Origin of the sequence: Paraburkholderia panacisoli, from assembly GCF_008369935.1 — a bacterium.
GTDB classification, from domain to species: domain Bacteria; phylum Pseudomonadota; class Gammaproteobacteria; order Burkholderiales; family Burkholderiaceae; genus Paraburkholderia; species Paraburkholderia panacisoli.
Genome location: NZ_VTUZ01000029.1, coordinates 57,252 through 75,081, shown reverse-complemented (window position 1 = coordinate 75,081; position 17,830 = coordinate 57,252). Strand labels below are relative to the sequence as shown.

At 63.1% G+C, this 17,830-nt stretch carries 17 protein-coding genes and 1 pseudogene; 14 read left to right on the top strand and 4 right to left on the bottom strand.

Annotation, left to right across the window (positions count from 1 at the left end):
• The first annotated feature begins 238 nt into the window (after window positions 1-238).
• Together FVF58_RS53195 and FVF58_RS33100 are read left to right on the top strand one after the other, a co-directional pair.
• Window positions 239-433, top strand: coding sequence for a hypothetical protein (locus FVF58_RS53195; protein ID WP_246217267.1), 195 nt, complete (start codon window positions 239-241; stop codon window positions 431-433).
• Window positions 388-852: a porin gene (locus FVF58_RS33100; RefSeq protein ID WP_246217266.1), complete on the top strand. Its 465-nt coding sequence runs from the start codon at window positions 388-390 to the stop codon at window positions 850-852. Before FVF58_RS53195 ends, FVF58_RS33100 begins: the two co-directional genes overlap by 46 nt.
• Before the next feature lie 134 nt (window positions 853-986).
• On the opposite strand, the gene msrA is transcribed toward FVF58_RS33100, so the two are convergent.
• From msrA to msrB, 3 genes are read right to left on the bottom strand one after another with little or no spacing between them, the layout of a single operon-like run.
• Entirely contained in the window at window positions 987-1,730 is a 744-nt protein-coding gene (gene msrA / locus FVF58_RS33095) for a peptide-methionine (S)-S-oxide reductase MsrA (RefSeq protein WP_149673964.1), read from the bottom strand.
• A gap of 57 nt (window positions 1,731-1,787) precedes the next feature.
• Window positions 1,788-3,677: a cytochrome c biogenesis protein DipZ gene (locus FVF58_RS33090; protein WP_149673963.1), complete on the bottom strand. Its 1,890-nt coding sequence runs from the start codon at window positions 3,675-3,677 to the stop codon at window positions 1,788-1,790.
• A gap of 49 nt (window positions 3,678-3,726) precedes the next feature.
• A complete protein-coding gene (msrB, locus tag FVF58_RS33085) occupies window positions 3,727-4,239 on the bottom strand; it encodes a peptide-methionine (R)-S-oxide reductase MsrB (RefSeq protein WP_149674014.1) in 513 nt (170 codons plus the stop codon).
• A 230-nt stretch (window positions 4,240-4,469) separates the two neighbouring features.
• Between msrB and FVF58_RS33080 the strand changes: the two genes are divergently transcribed.
• From FVF58_RS33080 to FVF58_RS33050, 6 genes and pseudogenes are all read left to right on the top strand, one after another.
• Window positions 4,470-5,219: a response regulator transcription factor gene (locus FVF58_RS33080; protein WP_149673962.1), complete on the top strand. Its 750-nt coding sequence runs from the start codon at window positions 4,470-4,472 to the stop codon at window positions 5,217-5,219.
• Window positions 5,216-6,709, top strand: coding sequence for a sensor histidine kinase (locus FVF58_RS33075; RefSeq protein ID WP_149673961.1), 1,494 nt, complete (start codon window positions 5,216-5,218; stop codon window positions 6,707-6,709). Before FVF58_RS33080 ends, FVF58_RS33075 begins: the two co-directional genes overlap by 4 nt.
• Before the next feature lie 141 nt (window positions 6,710-6,850).
• Window positions 6,851-7,681, top strand: a complete 831-nt coding sequence (locus tag FVF58_RS33070) for a 3-oxoadipate:acetyl-CoA acetyltransferase (protein ID WP_149673960.1) — start codon at window positions 6,851-6,853, stop codon at window positions 7,679-7,681.
• Between the two features lie 348 nt (window positions 7,682-8,029).
• Window positions 8,030-8,206, top strand: a pseudogene (locus FVF58_RS33060) (acetyl-CoA C-acyltransferase); the annotation flags it as partial.
• Between the two features lie 24 nt (window positions 8,207-8,230).
• A complete protein-coding gene (locus FVF58_RS33055; protein ID WP_188130986.1) occupies window positions 8,231-8,689 on the top strand; it encodes a MaoC family dehydratase in 459 nt (152 codons plus the stop codon).
• 300 nt (window positions 8,690-8,989) lie between these two features.
• Entirely contained in the window at window positions 8,990-9,880 is an 891-nt protein-coding gene (locus FVF58_RS33050) for an NAD(P)-dependent oxidoreductase (RefSeq protein ID WP_223191184.1), read from the top strand.
• 165 nt (window positions 9,881-10,045) lie between these two features.
• Here FVF58_RS33050 and FVF58_RS33045 read toward each other — a convergent pair whose 3' ends face one another.
• The gene (locus FVF58_RS33045; protein WP_149673956.1) at window positions 10,046-10,639 is read right to left on the bottom strand and encodes a TetR/AcrR family transcriptional regulator; all 594 of its coding nucleotides are present in this window, start codon (window positions 10,637-10,639) and stop codon (window positions 10,046-10,048) included.
• 102 nt (window positions 10,640-10,741) lie between these two features.
• Between FVF58_RS33045 and FVF58_RS33040 the strand changes: the two genes are divergently transcribed.
• The 6 genes from FVF58_RS33040 (at window position 10,742) to FVF58_RS33015 (ending at window position 17,754) form a co-directional block, all read left to right on the top strand.
• Window positions 10,742-11,710, top strand: a complete 969-nt coding sequence (locus FVF58_RS33040) for a quinone oxidoreductase family protein (protein ID WP_149673955.1) — start codon at window positions 10,742-10,744, stop codon at window positions 11,708-11,710.
• A 123-nt stretch (window positions 11,711-11,833) separates the two neighbouring features.
• Window positions 11,834-12,691, top strand: a complete 858-nt coding sequence (locus tag FVF58_RS33035; RefSeq protein WP_149673954.1) for an MBL fold metallo-hydrolase — start codon at window positions 11,834-11,836, stop codon at window positions 12,689-12,691.
• Window positions 12,692-12,828: 137 nt separating this feature from the next.
• A complete protein-coding gene (locus FVF58_RS33030; RefSeq protein WP_149673953.1) occupies window positions 12,829-13,560 on the top strand; it encodes an SDR family NAD(P)-dependent oxidoreductase in 732 nt (243 codons plus the stop codon).
• Between the two features lie 183 nt (window positions 13,561-13,743).
• Window positions 13,744-14,712, top strand: coding sequence for a zinc-dependent alcohol dehydrogenase family protein (locus FVF58_RS33025; protein ID WP_149673952.1), 969 nt, complete (start codon window positions 13,744-13,746; stop codon window positions 14,710-14,712).
• Window positions 14,713-15,829: 1,117 nt separating this feature from the next.
• Entirely contained in the window at window positions 15,830-16,924 is a 1,095-nt protein-coding gene (locus FVF58_RS33020; protein ID WP_149673951.1) for an ABC transporter substrate-binding protein, read from the top strand.
• The gene (locus FVF58_RS33015; RefSeq protein WP_149673950.1) at window positions 16,921-17,754 is read left to right on the top strand and encodes an ABC transporter ATP-binding protein; all 834 of its coding nucleotides are present in this window, start codon (window positions 16,921-16,923) and stop codon (window positions 17,752-17,754) included. Before FVF58_RS33020 ends, FVF58_RS33015 begins: the two co-directional genes overlap by 4 nt.
• Window positions 17,755-17,830 lie beyond the last annotated feature (76 nt).

The window sequence follows — 17,830 nt, the reverse complement described above, 5'->3', positions numbered from 1 at the left end:
ACTAGCTCCCGAGCACGTTGATCGCGCGCTTTTCGGCCCGTGTGGACGGCCTTTCCAGCGACTCAGCAAATTTCTATTGCCCCCGCAGATTTTGAATAACAAAGCGTAGCCGGCGGCACTTACACTGCATTCCGAACTCCTGTTGAGAGCCGGTCGCTACCGAGGTCCAGCGGGTCATGCCGTTGATCCGATCTGAGTCGTGCACCGGCCCTCGACGAATAATTCATTTGGAGACCTTATGAAAAAATTGATGCTGGTCGGCACCGCCGCCAATCGTCCGAATGCGGCGGGCCGAACCGCCAATCTCTTCGCAGGCTTCGGCGCGCACATCGGCGACAACGACAACATGTTCTTCACCAACCGGTTCAACAACTCGGTTCGGGGTACATGTCGCCGCCTTTCACGGGCTGGGGTTTCAGCTCGCCGTTCGTGACGAGCCCGACGGGCGCGGGCACCGACCAGCAGCGCTTCTTCGGCGTGGGCGCGAACTATGACTTCGGCTTCGTCAACGTGCTCGCGAGCTATACGAACGTGCTGTTCAACTACTCGGATTCGTCGGGGCTCAGGCTGCAAAACGGCGAACTGGGCGTGTATAAGCGCTTTACGCCTGCATGGCTCGTCGGCGTGTCGTATGTGTACACGGCGGGCGATTACTCCGGCGGCCGTTCACCGCACTACAACCAGGTGACGCTGGCCACGGACTATCTGCTGTCGAAGCGCACCGATCTGTTCCTCACGGGCATTTACCAGCGCGCGAGCGGCCCTGGTGCGTTTGCGCAGATCTACACCACCACGGCGTCGAGCAGCCATTCGCAGACGCTGGTTCAGGCGGGTATCCGGCATCGTTTCTGATGGACGTTCGTGTCGCCGGTCGTCGTCGAGATCAGACTCGACGATCGTACCGGCGACACACCTATGTCGATCCGGAAAGGGGGCGCTGCGCCGTCACAAGGAGAAAATCCCTACGCGAGGCAGCGCCCAACCGCTCACGATGAAGCACCCGTTTTCAGCAACACCGGATCGTTGCGATGCAACTCGGGAAACATCCGCTTCAATCCGCTCACCTTCGGCAGATCGTTGATGGCGATATACGGGTAGTCCGGATGAAGCGCGAGGAAGTTCTGGTGGTAGCTCTCCGCCGGATAAAAGCCCTTGAACTCCTCCACGCGCGTGACGATCGGCCGGGAGAACACATGCGCGTTATCGAGCTGCGCGATATACGACTTCGCGACGCTGCGCTGCTCCGCATTGGCGGGGAAAATCGCCGACCGGTATTGCGTGCCGTGGTCGGGACCTTGGTAGTTCAACTCCGTCGGGTCGTGCGCGACCGAGAAGAAGATTTGCAGCAGACGCCCATAGGTAATCTGCGTCGGGTCGTATGTGATCTGCACCGACTCCGCGTGTCCGGTATCGCCTCCACTGACGGTTTCATATTGCGCGGTGCCGGCCGCGCCGCCGGAATAGCCCGATGCAACCTGCTTTACGCCCCGCACGTGTTCGAATACGCCTTGCACGCCCCAGAAGCAGCCGCCCGCCAGCACCGCGGTTTCGCTATGCGTGGCGCCGACCTGTTCGTCCTGAACGGGCGGTGGAATCTTCGTCGCCGCTTCGGCTGAATTGGCGATGCGTTGCGCGGCCAGCACGCTTGCCGCAATCGCGACACAACCCGCGACCCGGGCGAGGGTCGAGCGCTTGCGCAAGGAAGCCTTGATGGCAGATGTCGTGTTCATGATGTCGGTTCCTCAAATAGTCATAGATCGTGGTTGATTGATGCCGTCCGGTTCAGATCAGCCGAACGTGAATGCATACGCCTGCACGCCCGGATCGAGAAACTCGATCGAGAACGTGTGGTCCGTCACATCTCCGCTTTGCCGCACGAGCTGGTAGAGGCGCTGTTCGGTCACCGTGCCGCTGCCGTCGGCGGCGCTGTCGGCGCCGTGTGCTGCGCCGGGCGCCGCGCCATCCACGCTCACGCGGAAGCGCACCGGCTTGCCGTCCTTGCCCGGGCCGAGCACCAGATGCAGATCGCGCGCATGAAAGCGATACACGATGCGCCCGTTCGCCGCCGCGAGGCTTGCTTGCTCGGCGCCGACCTTCCATGCGCCGGCCAATCCCCAATCGTTGACGCCGGGCTGCGACGGCGCTGTGTACGTGCGCACCTTGTCCTGCGCCTGGCCGCCGGGCGACGCGAAGTTCTCCGCGCGCTGATAGCCGATGTAGGTTTCGGTCGATTGCAGATCGGCGTTATCGGCCGCTGCCTGCACGCCTTGCGCGCTCGTGCCCGCGATGCCGAGCGAGACCTTCGTCGCACTCGTATGCCCTGCTTCGGCGAGCAGTTGCTGGATCACCTTCTCCGATTCCGCGTAGTCGCCTTCACCGAAATGGTGGTAGCGGATCTGACCTTGCGCGTCGACGAAATAGTGCGCCGGCCAGTACTGGTTGTTCAGCGCGCGCCAGATCGCGTAGTTATTGTCGATCGCCACGGGGTAGTCGACGCCGAGGTCGTGCGTGGCCTTCTTCACGTTGTCGATATTGCGTTCGAACGCGAACTCCGGCGCGTGCACGCCGATCACGACGAGCCCCTGGTCCTTGTACTTCTGCGCCCACGCTTTCACATATGGCAGCGAACGCAGGCAGTTGATGCACGAGTAAGTCCAGAAGTCGACCAGCACGACCTTGCCGCGTAAGTCCCGAGTGGTCAGCGGCGGCGAATTCAGCCACTGAACCGCGCCGTCCAGCGACGGCAGCACGCCTTCGACGGGCAGCGGCGCAGCGTCGCCAGAAATGGCGTGCGTCGCGCGCATCATCGAAGCGGATGCGCCGGCGGTGGGTGTGCTCGCGTTGGCATCGGCATTGCCGTTGGCTTTGGCATCGGCAGCCGCGATGGCCGGCGTGTTGCCGGCCGTCATCGCGCCGCCGTTGTCCGCCACGGCCGGCTTCACCGGCTGCGCGGCGGGCGAGAGCCTATCGACCAGCTTCTGTTCGAGACCGCCGGTGGCGATCGTCGACACGCGCGCCAGCACGCCGGTGTCGAGACCGAGCGAGATCGCCACGACGCCGAGCAGCATCGCCGCGCCGATTCCACGGCGAATCCATTCACCCGCGCCGAGCGAGCGCTTCATCGCCGTGAACACCCGGCCGCCGATCAGCAGCGCCACCGCGAGCGAAGTCGCGGCGCCGGCCGCATAGGCCGCGAGCAACAGCGTGGTGCCGACGCTCGCGCCGCGCAGCGCCGCGCCGGTCAGCACCAGCCCGAGAATCGGGCCGGCGCACGGCGCCCACAGCAGGCCGGTCGCGATGCCCAGCAGAAACGACGAGCCCGCGCGAGCCTGCTGACCGTCGGCTTGCGCGAAGTTCGACAGCCGGTTGCCGGCGCTCACGAACGGGCGCATCAGATGATCGGCGAAACGCGGCAGCAGCAGCGTCAGGCCAAAGATGGCGAGCAACGCGATCGCGAGCCAGCGGCCATACTGGTTGGCCTGCGTGACCCAGCCGCCGCCGACGGCGGCCAGCGTCGCGACGAGAGCGAACGTCAGCGCCATGCCGGCGAGCAAGGGCAGGCCGCTGCGGACGAACGGTTGATCGGCGCGCGCGAAAACGAACGGCAGCACTGGCAGGATGCAGGGGCTGAGGATCGTGAGGGCGCCGCCGAGATAGGCGAGAACGATGAGTAGCATGGCGATTCCGGGCGTGGGAGTGCGGGTCGTTCAGCGGGAGTGGGCCGGCTCAGGCGGCAGCCGGGGTAAACATCAGTGCGACGCCGTTCATGCAGTAGCGCAGGCCGGTCGGCGGCGGGCCGTCGTCGAACACGTGACCGAGATGGCCGCCGCAGCGCCGGCAATGCACTTCCGTGCGCGATACGCCGAACGAGCGGTCCTCGCGGGTCGCCACGGCATGATCGAGCGGCGCCCAGAAACTCGGCCAGCCGGTATGGCTGTCGAATTTCGTGTGCGACGCGAACAGATCGAGCCGGCATCCCGCGCAGGCAAATACGCCCGCGCGATGCTCGTCGTTCAGCGGACTGCTGTATGGCCGCTCGGTGCCTTCGTGGCGGAGTACGGCATACTGAGCCGGCGTCAGCGACTGGCGCCATTGCGCGTCCGTGCGGGTGACTTCGAAGCTTTCGGATGGCGCGCCGGACTGTGCCGCGGCGGCGGTCACCGGCCGCCAGCGGCTTGCGGCGGCCAGCGCGGCGAGCGCCGCCGCGCCTGAAAAAAGGAAGCGCCTTCTGCATTGCATGATGAGCCCCTTGATGAGTGTTCGTGCGTAGTTGCGCGAAGTGACGAAAAGTGGCGTCATCGTAGGACACCGCCGATGTCGAAGTCCTCACGAAAAGTTAAATTAAATGTGATAACTCGCCGCCCGAAAATTTTGCACAATGACGCCACGGCCCGCGTCGGCTGAGGGGTCGTCCGCCAGCGCGCCGAATCACGTTCCCTTCACGTTCCTTCAGGCACCCGAAGCCCTCCATGGACCAACCGAAGCGCATCCTGATCGTCGAAGACGACGTCGACATCGCCAACGTGCTGAGCCTTCATCTGCGCGATGAACGTTACGAAGTCGTGCACAGCGCCGACGGCAACGAAGGGCTGCGCCTGCTGGAGCAAGGCGGCTGGGACGCGCTGATCCTCGATCTGATGCTGCCCGGCGTCGACGGGCTGGAAATCTGCCGGCGCGCGCGGGCGATGACGCGCTATACGCCGATCATCATCACCAGCGCGCGGTCGAGCGAAGTGCACCGCATTCTCGGCCTCGAACTGGGCGCCGACGACTATCTGGCCAAGCCGTTCTCGGTGCTCGAACTGGTGGCGCGCGTGAAGGCGCTGCTGCGGCGCGTCGAGGCGCTGGCGAAGGACTCGCGCATCGACGCGGGCAGCCTGCGTATCGCCGGACTGACGATCGACCCGCTGACACGCGAGGCCGCCGTCGACGGCACGCCGATCGAACTGACGCCGCGCGAATTCGACCTGCTGTATTTCTTCGCGCAGCATCCCGGCAAGGTGTTCTCGCGGATGGACCTGCTCAATGCCGTGTGGGGCTATCAGCACGAGGGCTACGAGCACACCGTCAACACCCACATCAACCGGCTGCGCGCGAAGATCGAAGCCGATCCGGCCCAGCCCGAGCGCATCCTCACCGTCTGGGGACGCGGCTACAAGCTGGCCGTGGCCAGCGGCGAGGCGCCGCCCACGGGCGGCACTCATAAGGACGCGCCGTGAATCTGACGCTCACCCAGCGGCTCTCGCTCGTTTTCTCCGCGCTATTGCTCGCGTGTTGCGGCGCGTCGGCGTGGCTGCAAATCCGTTCGAGTGATCTGCACGAAAAGGAAGTGGTGCAGAGCCTGTCGAAGAACCTCGCCGACCATATCGCGCACCGCACCACGCTGATGGACGCGAACGGCTTGCGCCCCGACGCGGTACGCCAGCTGTTCGGGCAGTTGATGATGGTGAATCCGAGCGTCGAGGTCTACCTGCTCGACAACCAGGGGCGCATCCAGGGCGACGATGCCCCGGCGGGTCACGTCAAGCGCCAACAGGTGGACCTCGCGCCGATCCGGCGCTTCATCGCGGGCGACGCGTTGCCGATCCTCGGCGACGACCCGCGCAGCGTCGCCGGCGAAAAGGTGTTCAGCGCCGCGCCGTTGCAACTGAACGGCCAGCCGCCGTCCGGCTATATCTACGTGGTGCTGCTCGGCGAAGAGCACGACGCGCTCGCCGCGCGCGTGGCGGCCAGCTCGGTGCTGCGCACCACGTTGTGGTCGATGGCGCTGGTTGCGCTGCTGGGCTTGCTTGCGGGTTTGATGGCATTCGGGCTGATCACGCGGCCGCTGCGCCGTCTCACCGACGCGATGCGCCGTTTCGACGCGGAAGGCGAACCGGACACGCAACCCAGCGTGCCGCGCTCGGCGCCCGCCGGACAGCGCGACGAAATCGCCGTACTCGAAGCGACGTTCGCGCAGATGGCCAAGCGCATCGGCGACCAGTGGCGCGCGCTGACACGGCAGGACCAGCAACGGCGCGAGTTGATCGCCAACATCTCGCACGACCTGCGCACGCCGTTGACCTCGCTGCACGGCTATCTGGAGACGCTTTCGCTGAAGGCCGACAGCATCGGCGAAGTGGAGCGCGCCCGCTATCTGGCCATCGCGCTCGCGCAAAGCGTCAAGGTGGGGCGGCTCGCGCAGTCGCTATTCGAACTGGCGCGGCTCGAACACGGCAACGTGCAGCCGATGCTCGAACCGTTCTCGCTGGTCGATCTGGTGCAGGACGTCTTTCAGAAATTCGAGTTGCCGGCCGAGGCGCGGCACATCCGCTTGCGGGCGGGCATTCCGCCGCGCCTGCCGAACGTGTGCGCCGATCTGGGGATGATCGAGCGTGTGCTGACGAATCTGCTCGACAACGCGATCCGCCACACGCCCGCGGAAGGGGCGATCGACGTGGACCTCGCGTATCAGGGCGGCAAGGTGTCGGTGACGGTGAGCGATACCGGCCCCGGCATTCCCCCTGAACAAAGAGCGGGTCTGTTCGAGCGCCCGTTCAACCCGAGTGGGCCGCATCGTGGCGGCGGACTCGGCTTGCTGATCGTGCAGCGCATGCTGCAATTGCATCACAGTCAGATACGTCTGGTCGATCGCGCGGGAGCGGGTACGACCTTCTGCTTCGAACTGCCGACGGCGGATCAGTCGAGCGCCGCCGGCGTGCGGCTGTGAGCGGCGGCTAGATCGAGCGATGCTCATCGCGCGCGGTTGAACTAGACTTGGACAACGTGGTGTGCGGGCGTTGCGCCGGGCACACGTTCATGATCGCTCGCCATATAGGCGGGACGGAAACCTCGAACTGGAGCATTAGCCATGAGTGAACCGTGCATTATCTCCGTTGCCATCACTGGCTCAGTTCCGCGCAAGAAGGACAACCCGGCTGTGCCGATCACGATCTCCGAGCAGATTGATAGCACGCACGAAGCGTACGAAGCCGGGGCATCGCTGGTTCACTTGCACGTGCGTGACGAACAGGAGAACTCCAGTTCTGACCGGTCGAGTTTCGCCGCTCTCCAGGAGGGCATCCGCAAGCACTGCCCTGACATCATCATTCAGTTCTCGACAGGCGGTCGTGGCCGTTCGTTCGAGCAACGCGGCGCGATGCTGGATTTGCGCCCCGATATGGCATCGCTCGCAACGGGTTCTGTCAATTTTCCGACTACCGTCTATGAGAACCCGCCGGACTTCGTGCGTGCGCTTGCGCAAATGATGCTCGACCACGACGTCAAACCAGAAATCGAGATCTTTGATCTGGCGATGTTGTACAGCACAGGGGATCTCGTGCAGCAAGGGCTGCTGAAATCTCCTGTGCACGTTCAGTTCGTGATGGGTGTAAAAAACGCGCTGCCGGCGCGTCGCGAGATTCTCGAGTTCGAGGTCCAACAACTCAAGGCGCTGCTGCCGGATGCGACGTGGACGGCCGCTGGTATCGGACGGCATCAGTTGGAGGTCAATCACTGGACGCTCCAACTGGGCGGGCACTGTCGCACCGGTCTGGAGGACAACGTGCGCTGGGACAAGGACACACTGGCAAAGAGCAATGCGCAACTGGTTGCGCGGGTGGCCTCATTGTGCGGCGAATATGGCCGACCGGTGGCAAGTGCCGCTAAAGCGCGCTCAATGCTGGGTCTTCCGGCCATGTAGCGCGGCGGGACCCGGCACCTGATCGACTCCTTCGGATTCCGCACCGCAACAGGAGCAGCCGAAGGAGGACTTCGCGGAAGTCGAAGCATTTGGGGCACAGAAGTGGCTCGGCGAGTTGGCGCTTGCGCTCAGGCAGGAGAGCTACCGGCTGGACCCTATCAGAAGAGCGTTTATCCCGAAGACCAGTGGCAAGCTAGCCACCAGGAGCCTGCTTCTCCCGTTCCGATTTCTCGCTTGACAAAGTAACAGACCTGTCCGTACTATTAAAATTAGTTACAGGTTAGTCACTTTATGATCGGCACGCCATGCGGTGACAGAAGCAGAGGCTTTCTCAGGTCGTCGCAAGCCATCGTCATGGTCGAAGGCGGCGCCATCGCCCGTGGCCACCCGATCGGGGCAACAGAGACCGTGCTCACCGCCCGCCTTATTCATTCGAAGCGCCGTGATGGTTTCGAACGGAGCCTCGTCACCTTGTGCATCGGCGGCGGGGAAGTCATTGGGCTCGTGCTCCAAACCATTGCATAAGGCTGGGACGGGATCATGAATCAATTGAACGAGCGCTATCTGGAAGATTTTGCAGTGGGGCAGACGTTCGGCTCACGGCGGCTGCGCATCGACAAGGAGCGGGTCCTTGCGTTCGCTGCCGAGTTCGATCCACAGCCCTTTCATCTCGATGAGGCGGCGGCGCGCCGCTCGATTTTCGGTGGACTGGCCGCCAGCGGCTGGCACACCGCTGCCGTGACGATGCGGTTGATGATCGAGACCGAACTCAAGCCGGCTGGCGGCTTCGTCGGCGCCGGGCTCGACGAGTGCCGCTGGCCCCGGCCAGTGCGGCCCGGTGATGAGTTGCGCGTCGAGTGCGAGGTGATCGAGGTGCGGCCGTCAAAGTCCCGTCCGGAGCAGGGCCTGATCAAGCTCCGAACGACGACGCTGAACCAGGACGATGAGGCCGTGCTGGTGCATGTCGTGAACATGGTCGTGCCGCGCCGGCAGCAACATTCGTGTTGACTCCGCAAAGCGGGATTGCAGGTGAAGCATGCTCATGATGGAAATTACGGACCCCGAAAGGATTTCGGGCGCGCTACGTGCCTTCGTCGCGCGGGACGCGGCGAAAGCGCGCTGGTCGCCCTGCAATGTCATCTACTCGCCGCAGCAGGCGAGCAACGGGATGTCATCCAGGGCGCGGTCCCGCAGGAAAAGCCAATCATATACATGTCTTCATGTCCGCATGCTCCGCATTCGAAACCCGCTCCTGGTATTCGCGGCAACTTATCCGAGCGTGTCGCTACAAGCGCCAACCGCCTTGGGATGGAGGTCAGTATGGACATCGGTTTCATCGGCTTAGGTGTCATGGGACAACCCATGGCGCTCAATCTGGCCCGCACGGGTACACAGCTCATTGTCTGGAATCGCTCCGCTGACAGGAGTGAGTCTTTGCGAGCGGCGGGTGCAACCGTCGCGACGAATCCTGCCGAGATATTTAAACGGACCCGCGTGGTATTCCTGATGCTGGTCGATGGCGACGCAGTCGACGCCGTTCTCGGCCGCGGCACATCGCAATTCAGCGCGAACGTTGCGCATCACACGATCGTCCACATGGGGACGACCTCGCCCGACTACTCGCGGGGACTCGAAGCCGACATCCGCAACGCCGGTGGCGGCTACGTGGAAGCGCCCGTCTCGGGCTCGCGCAAGCCCGCCGAGGCCGGCCAGCTCGTGGCGATGCTGGCGGGCGAAGACGCGGCCGTCGAAAGCGTCCGCCCTCTGCTCGCGCCAATGTGCCATCAGACGATTGTGTGCGGCCCGGTTCCGCGTGGGCTTCTCATGAAGCTCGCGGTGAACCTGTTTCTGATGACCACGGTCACGGGCCTCGCGGAAGCGGCCCATTTTGCCGAGCGGCATGGTCTGGACATGCAGCAGTTCCGCGCCATCGTGGACGCCGGTCAGATGGCAAGCGACATCTCACGCGTGAAAATTCTCAAACTGGTGATGCGTGACTTCGATGTCCAGGGGTCGATCACCAATGTGCTGAAGGTCAATCGATTGATTGCGGAAGCGGCCAGGGAAGCCGGGGTCGCGTCGCCGCTATTGGACGTCTGCTATGCGCTTTTCGATGAGGCGCAGGCGTTGGGGCATGGACAGTCCGACATCGCGGCTGTCGTCCAGGCACTCGAGGCAAGAACCGATTCCGGCAGATGATCGCGTTCGTACTCCTTGATATTTGCCATGACAGCGCCGGGCTGGGCGGCAGTGCTCCTAAGCCTGATACCCGATGAGCCAATCGACCTGCCTGGTGCGCAATCTTTCAACTCCGCGCCACCAGCGCTCGGCACTTTCACGTTGGCGCGGTGTTTCGCCGAACCACTAAGCCAACAATTTCATGGCGGCATCGACGAGCTCGTCCTTCAGATCGGCCGATTCTGCCATCAGGCCGGTGACATACGCGCCGTTGATGAGCAGCGCTATCTGAGACGCGGTACGGTTGGGATCACCGACGCCGAGCCTGGCAACGATCGTTGCGAGCCTCGCCCGCATTTCCTCCTTGTTGTCTCGGGCGATCACCCGGCCAGGATGGTTGTCGTCGGGAAACTCCGTCATCAGGTTGAGAAAGGGGCAGCCACGAAAGGCGGGGTGCGCGATCCGCTTCGCGATTCCAGATAGCAGCGCGTCCAGCAAAGCGCGCGGGTCCTCAGCATGCTTCTCTTCAATGTCATCCCACCACGCCCAGAACAACCGGTTTTTCTCGGCGACGAAAGCAGAGATCAACGCGTCCTTGGAATCGAATACGCGATAGAGACTCGTCTTCGACACCCCGGATTGCTCGACGACCGTGTCGACGCCAATGGCACGGATGCCCTCGCGGTAGAACAGGTCGCTTGCCGTCGCGAGGATACGTTCGCGCGCGCTCACTTCGCCCTTGGGCGGCGCTCCCCGTCGGGGTCGGGCTCCTGTCTTCATATGCGCAAACTCCTTTGATTCGAATTTTATGGTTGACAAAGTAACAGACCAGTACCTACTATGAAAGTGACGTACAGGTCTGTTACTTTACAGGATATACCCATGCGTGCAATCGAAGCGGAAACCTTTTCGGGCTATGACGGCTTGCGGCAGATCGAATTACCCAAGCCGCAACGGGCGAAGGACCGGGTGCTGGTTCGCGTGACGGCGGCCGGCGTCACGCCGCTCGAATACACGGTCCTGTCGGGTGGACATCCTCGAGCCAGGGCGCCGCTGGTGCCCGGCAATGAGGGTGTCGGTGTCGTCGAGGACGCAGGCGACTCCGGGCTCGCGGTGGGAAGCCGCGTGATGTTCACCGGACCCTACGGCGTTGGTGAGAACGGAACGTGGCAGGAATGGCTGCTGGTGAGGCCGGAACATCTGGTGTCGCCCGACGCGATCGGGGACGTCGTCGCGGCCAGCATTCCGGTGGCCTATCTGACGGCACAGATCAGCCTCACCGACGCCGGGTTCAAGCCGGGCATGACGGTGCTGGCGCCGGGAATCGGCGGGTCGGTCGGCAACGCGACCTATCAGCTCGCGCGGGCGCAGGGCGCCGGCAAGGTGATCTCTACCGCTGGCAGCGCGGCGAAAGCCGCGAGAGCGCGCGAACTTGGCTTCGAAGACGTGATCGACCTCACCGCGGAAGGTCTCGCCGACGGCGTTCGTCGAATCACGGATGGCAAGGGCGTCGATATCGTCATCGAGAGCATCGGCAACGCTGTCACGAGTGAGGCGTTGAGCAGCCTGGGTCACGGCGGTGTCCTGATCACGTTGGGCTACTCCGCTGGCCGCAGAACCACCATCGATGTCACCGACCTGATCTGGAAGCGCGCGCGGATGGCTGGCTTCTCCCTGTTCGCCCAGTCACCGGCCACGATCGCCACTGCGTGGCAGGACATCATTCCGTTAATCGTAAGCGGATCAGTCAAGCCGATCGTCGAGAGCATCTACCCCCTTGCCGAAGCAGGCGAAGCCCTGCGTCACCTGATAGAGGATCGGCCGTTTGGCAAAGTCATTTTGACGATGTGACCGACATGACAAGCGGATCTTCACAGCGCCCACGCGCGCCTGTTCCATCCTGTGCCCTGGCCGAAGCAGTTTAGGCGAGCGGACGAGGTTTCCTCGACGCGCTGCAACCATAAGGAGGCCGTTATGTTGAATTGGCAGGTGGGCTCGGTGAATATCACATGCGTGGTCGAGATGCTGTTTTCCTTGCCCCACGATCCGGACGGCTTCTTCCTGCGGGACGCGACGCCGGAGGCGCTGAAGACCAGCCCCTGGCTCTATCCGCACTTCGTCAACGAGGATGGTTCGCTCAACGTGTCCGTCCACGCCCTGCTAGTGGAGGCGCCGGGGCTGAGGCTGATGGTCGACACGTGCATCGGCAACGACAAGCCACGCCATCTGGTGGGCGGAAACCCGCTCGCGACGCCGTTCCTGCAACACCTGGCGGATGCCGGCTGGAGCCGCGACAGTGTCGACGCCGTGGTCTGCACTCACCTGCATGTAGACCATGTGGGCTGGAACACCATGCTGGTGGACGGCAAGTGGGTCCCGACCTTCCCCACGGCACGCTACCTGATTGGCAAGCGCGAATTCGAGCATTGGAGCAACGGGGGCGACGAGGAGCAGCAGGCGATCATGGGCGACAGCGTGCGGCCGATCTTCGACGCCGGCCTGGCCGAACTGGTGGAGATGGACCACCGCGTCTCGCCTGAGGTGCGCCTGAGGCCAACCCCTGGCCACACGCCGGGCCATGTCAGCGTGGTGATCGAATCGGAAGGGCAGAGCGCGGTGATCACCGGCGACATTGCGCACCATCCCTGCCAGATGGCGCACCCCGATTGGGCCACAAGCCTCGACAGCGACACCCGCGCCGCGACGATCACCCGCGCGAAGATGTTCGCCGAATGGGCCGACCAGCCGATCCTCGTCATCGGCACTCACTATGCCGCGCCGACAGCTGGACATGTGAGGCGCGACGGGGCGGCGTTCCGGTTCGAGGTCTAGCCGCCGGACGGCCAACGAGATGATCGACTGACCGGCCGGCGTTAGTTGGTACGCGCAATCCACCCTCGAATGCAGCCGGGCATGGGCGCTACCAGAGGCGCTGCCAATCGGGATTAGCAATCAACGGAGTCGTCGCTATGGATAAGTTGCAGGGAAAGGTGGCCGTCATCACCGGCGGCTCGTCGGGGATAGGCCTCGCCGCCGCGAAGCTCTTCGTGGCCGAGGGCGCCTACGTCTTTATCACCGGCCGTCGCCAGAAGGAGCTCGACGAAGCCGTGAGGGCCATCGGGGGCAATGTGACTGGCATTCATGGAGACGTCGCCAATCTGGATGATCTTGATCGTCTCTATGAGAACGTCGACGCGACAGGGCGAAGAATCGACATCGTCTTCGCCAACGCTGGCATCGCTGAGTTCGCCGCCTTGGGCGATATTACGGAAGCGCATTTCGACAAACTGTTCAATACCAACGTGAAGGGAGTGCTCTTCACCGTCCAGAAGGCTCTGCCGCTCTTGAATGACGGCGGATCGATCATTCTCACGGGCTCCGTCGCGAGCGCCAAAGGGACACCCGCCTTCTGGGTGTACGGCGCGACCAAGGCCGCCATCCGCAATTTCGTACGTGGATGGACTGTGGAGTTGAAGGACCGTCGCATCCGTTCAAACGTCCTCAGCCCGGGCCCAATTGATACCCCGATCATTGGTCAGCAGCCTCAGGATGCTATTGCGAGGGTTTTATCTACCATCCCGATGGGACGCATGGGGGAAGCCGACGAAGTTGCCAAAGCTGCCCTGTTTCTCGCATCGGATGATTCGAGTTTCGTCACGGGCATTGAACTCTTCGTGGACGGGGGCAGAGCGCAGATCTGACCGTCAATCGATTCGCTACGAAGCACGCTGCTGCCTTGTTCGCTGAAGATAGCGTTGTCGAGTTTCCGCATCTGGCGGGTCCCGGCATGCAGTGGCAATACACGACATTCCCCAACCCGATGCCCCATAAGGCATGCCCGGACGCCGTGTCTACTTGGGAATCCATCGAAGAGGAGTTGCATCATGAAAGGTATCGTGCTCACGGCATATGGCGACCCTGCAACGGGAGTTGAATTCCGTGAGTTGCCCGAACTCGCCGGTCCGGGCGCGGGCCAGGTGAGGGTCGCTGCCGAGTATGCCCCAATCAACTTCAGCGACATTCTCGTCGCGCGCGGCATGTACCCGCTGCATCCCGAATTGCCATCCGTTATCGGCAACGAGGGTATGGGGCGTGTGCTGGAGGTCGGTACAGGAGTCGATAACGTCAGGGTCGGCGATCGCGTCACTCTCCCGATTGGCAGCTTTATCTGGCGCGAGCGGATGGTCGCCGACGTAGACGGCATAGTCGTGCTTCCCGCCCATGCGGACCCTGATCAGTTGGCGATGCTGACTATCAATCCGCCCACCGCGCATCTGCTGCTCGAGACATACGTGCACCTTCAGCCGGATGACTGGATTGCAATCAACGCGGCCAACTCGGCCATAGCGCGCTGGATAGTCGGCTTCGCCAGGCAAAAAGGTGTCAAGACGCTCGGACTGGTGCGCCGCGCCGAGGCGATGAATGCCGCGCGAGAAGCGGGATGCGATCTGGTCTTGCTGGACGATGATGACGCGCCGACGAAGATGACAGAGGCGCTGGGCGCAAAGCGCGTGCAGCTTGCGCTGGATGCTGTCAGCGGCGAGGCTGCTGGCCGTCTGGCCAAGCTGCTGGGTCCTCGTGGCACACTCGTGTCGTACGCTGCCCCGAGCTTTGCGGCCATCGCAGTGAGCCCTTTCGAGGTCATCTTCAATGACCTGACCATTCGTGGCTTTTCTTTAGGCAATCCTGACTTTGCCGGACAGATTCCCGGCGCCATCATGCAGGCGTCAAAGATGGTGGCCGCGGGCGAAGTTGCAATTCCAGTAGCCGCGACCTATCGGCTGGAGGAAATCGGCGCCGCAATCTCCCATCAGGAGCGAGGTGGAAAAGTTCTTCTGAAAGTCGGAGACTAGCTGCAGGGGGACACGTGGTAGTCCTCGTTGTCTGGGTATGCGCGCCTGAGCCATCCTGCAGCTCTGCTGCGGTGACCACGGCAGCTGGAGCTTGCCTGCACACGATGTAGCCCGAGAGCAAAGAAATCTTCGTAAGAGCCGCTTATAAACAGATAAACCACGGCTTACGGAGACTCCCACCGATTTCTGTTCGGGTACCGTCAGTGAGCGCGCGTCACGTCCCGCTTGCGGTCCAGATAAGCACGCGCGCGAACAACGCGCACGCAATGCGCGTCGATGCGAACCTGAGGGTACTAACATGCAGAACCTGCCTTACGGCCGGCTTGTCCGGGGTGACTCTCCCGTCCTGGTCGTGACTCCGCACACCGGGATCTCGGTGCCGCAGGAGCTACTGGTCAATCAGGCCTGGCTGCCGGTCGACGGGCGCCAGGCGGACCCCTTCGGCGCGCTTGTGCTGCGCCGTCCGGCCATGTCCGCTCGCATTCACGCACCAGTTCTCTGGGATCAGGCGCGCCCCGTTGCAGTCGTGCTTCGCTCAGTTAGGCGGTCGGCTGCAATCAGGCGCAGGCCCTTTGGGAGGGCTTCCATCGCCGTTGTCGTGCGGAGGCGGCACAGGAGGGCCGTCCGAGTTTGAGGGAGGCGGCCCGGGCGGATGATCGTGGCATGGCGGAGGTGGCCGATCGTCGGTGTAGACGGAATTCGCTTGCGCGTGCGCCGTCAGAGACAGGCTGACTGCCCAGCCGGCCAGCGTGAGCGCTATGAGTCCAGATTTCATCTTCCAGTCCCTATTCGAACGCCGTCAATGCGACGACTCAACAGACAATACCTGTCAGGGCGCGAGATGTTTGGCTATGAAAGCTTTGGGAAGGTGGGTGAAGTCTCTCCGTTTCCGGCGTCCAGGTTGTCGCACGCCGTCAAGACGGTGTTCGTTCAGACGGCACCCCGCAAACCGTCTGTTTCAGCAAACATTCCGGCAATGCCAATCGAACACCGCAAGCTAACCTAAGCACGTTTTGTTGGTTTGATTGCCGCACCCTCCCGGCGATAATTTTCGCGCACCGTAACGGCAATTGTCGATTGCCGCTCCCACTTCACGCTGCTCTCCCGGGTTGATCTCATGAAGGCGTCTTTTTCGCATCCTCGGCCACCTTTCGCCGGAAAATGGCTCGTTGCGGCTTGCGCGGCTGCGGCACTCATCCTGCAGAGCGGCTGCAAACCGCAGGAAGATCGCGCGCAAACGTCCGCGGCTTCCTCGCCGGCATCGGCTGAGAAACCGGTGAAGCAGGAGATCACGTACTTCAAATATCCGGATAATCCGGCGTTCGATCTCGTCTACCTCGCCGACAAGCTCGGCTACTTCGAGAACACCAGCACGCGCCCGAAATACGTGGGCAAGATATCCGCGCCGCAAATCATTCCGCTGGTCGGAACCGGGGAAATCGACTTCGGCTCCCGCATGGTGCCGCTCGTCATCTCGGCGATCGCCAGCGGCGCGGACATCAAGGTAGTGTCGGCCGGCGGCGAGACGCTGCGCGACGCGCCGCACATGAAATACTTCACCCGCGCGGATTCGGGCATTCGCGGCCCGAAGGACTTCGAAGGCAAGACGGTCGCATTCAACAGTTTCGGCGCTTGCGCCGAATTCGTGACGAAGAAGTATCTATCGCAGCACGGCGTGGACGTGTCGAAGGTGAACTGGATCGTGGTGCCCGACAATCAGTCGCAGCAGGCGCTGGTGACGAAGAACGTCGATATCGCGATCATTCATCCGCCGTTCTCCGGCGCGGCCGAAGCCGATCCGCAACTGCACAAGCTGTGGAGCGACTGGGATGAAGACGGGGGCTTGGGCGGGATGGCGCCGTATAGCGCGAACGGCGCGTTTGCGCGCGCGCATCCGCAGGCGGTGAAGGATTTCGTCGCCGCGATTGCGAAGGCGGGCAACTGGGTCAATGCGCATCCGGACGAAGCGCGTCAGCTCACGGCCGAACGGCTCGGCATCGATGTGAAGCTGGTCGAACGATACGCCTATGTGAAGGATCTCGTCGTCACGGAGCCGCCGATCCAGTACTACATCGACATTCTCGAACAGGCCGGCAAGATTCCGAAGGGCAAGGTTTCGGTCAAGGATGTCTATACCAACGAGTACAACCCGTTCGCGACGAAGCAGTCGCAGGCGAACGCGGCCACGTCCGCAAGCAGGGAGTCGTCATGAGCGGCGGCACCCGGCCGCGCGACAAGATCGTCGCGCGCGACCTCTCGCTTAGCTATACCAACGAGGCTACCGGTTCCAGCCATACCGTGCTCGACGGATTCGATCTGAGCGTTCGCGGGGGCGAGTTCCTCGCGGTGCTGGGTCCGAGCGGCTGCGGCAAATCGACCTTCCTGAGCGTGCTGGCCGGACTGGTGCCGCAAACATCGGGCGAGATCACCGTGGACGGCGAACCTGTCAGCGCCGCGCGTCAGAAGCTCGGCCTCGTGTTTCAGGGCTATGCGTTGTTCCCGTGGCGCACGGTGCGCAAGAACGTGGAAACCGGACTGGAGATTCGCGGCGTGAAAGGCGCGCAGCGGCGCAGCGAGGCGGAGCGTTTTCTGCGGCTCGTCGGCCTGCTCGATTTCGCCGATCACTATCCGCATCAGCTTTCCGGCGGCATGCGCCAGCGCGTGGCGATTGCCCGCGTGCTGGCTTACGGCCCCGAGATCCTGCTGATGGATGAACCCTTCGGCGCGCTCGACGCGCAAACGCGCGAATCGCTGCAGCAGGAATTGCTCGGCATCTGGGAGCACAGCGCGAAGACGGTCGTGTTCGTCACGCATAGCATCGACGAGGCGATTTTTCTCGCGGATCGCGTTGCGATCATGGGGCGCGGGCCGGGGCGCGTGAAAGAGATCATGGAGATCGATTTGCCGCGCCCGCGTCATGCTTCGATTCGCCACTCCGGCGCCTTCGTCGCGTTGCGCGAGCGTGCATGGACGAGTCTGAGCCAGGAACTCGGCGAACAGCGCTCGCCCGCGGTGCGCATCACCGAACTGAACGACGCATAGGGGCATCGAGTGGCCGAGCAAAACAGTGTCCGCGATCTGCCGGTTCTGATCGCACCCAAAACGCGCAGCCCGCGTG